Annotated in this window: 1 protein-coding gene; it reads left to right on the top strand. The window is 67.1% G+C overall.

Features of this window, described 5'->3' with window-relative positions:
* A partial coding sequence (locus AC3EO7_RS37820; RefSeq protein WP_431972734.1) for an AMP-binding protein occupies positions 1-854 on the top strand: 854 nt, incomplete at both ends.

The raw sequence follows: 854 nt of genomic DNA, 5'->3' as shown, positions 1-854 counted from the left end.
GGAGACAGAGCGTGCGGCGCTGACGCCGGTGCGGGGGCTGCCGGGTGGGTCGGTACGGACGTTGCCGGAGATCTTCAGCGCTGCGGCGGCGATCGATCCCGATGCGGTCGCCGTGGCCTGTGGTGACGTCCGGGTGTCGTATCGGGAACTCGAGGAACGATCGACCCGGCTGGCGCGATTGTTGATCGACCGGGGTGCCGGTCCGGAAACGTATGTCGCGGTGGGGATGTCGCGGTCGGTGGAGTCGGTGCTGGCGGTGTGGGCGGTCACCTCGACCGGGGCCGCGTTCGTGCCGGTGGATCCGACGTATCCGGCCGAGCGGATCTCGCACATGCTCACCGATTCCGGGGTCCTCCTCGGGTTGACGGTGTCTGGGCAGCGGGACAAACTTCCGGGAACGGTCGAGTGGCTGGTACTCGACGATCCCGAGCTGCAACGGGCCTGCGCGGCACACTCGGCCACCCCGATCACCGATGCGGATCGGACCGCGCGTCTGTCCCTGGACCACACGGCCTACCTCGTCTATACCTCCGGCTCCACCGGGGTCCCGAAGGGGGTGGTGGTCACTCACCGTGGATTGGACAACTTCGCGGCCGAACAGAGCGCTCGGCTGGGAGCTACCTCGTCGTCGCGGACCTTACATTTCGCGACTCCGAGTTTCGACGGGTCGGTGTTCGAGTATCTGCAGGCGTTCGGACCGGCGGCAACGATGGTGATCGCGCCGCCGACCGTGTACGGCGGCAAGGAACTGGCAGAGCTTCTCGCCGCCGAGCATGTCACGCATGGTTTCGTTACCACGGCGGCGTTGGCGACGGTCGATCCTGCCGGTCTCGACGAGTTCGGTGATGTGGTCT

It is taken from the genome of Nocardia sp. bgisy118 (assembly GCF_057708605.1).
Note: the sequence above shows the minus strand (reverse complement) of the source record. Positions and strands in the feature narration are given on the sequence as shown.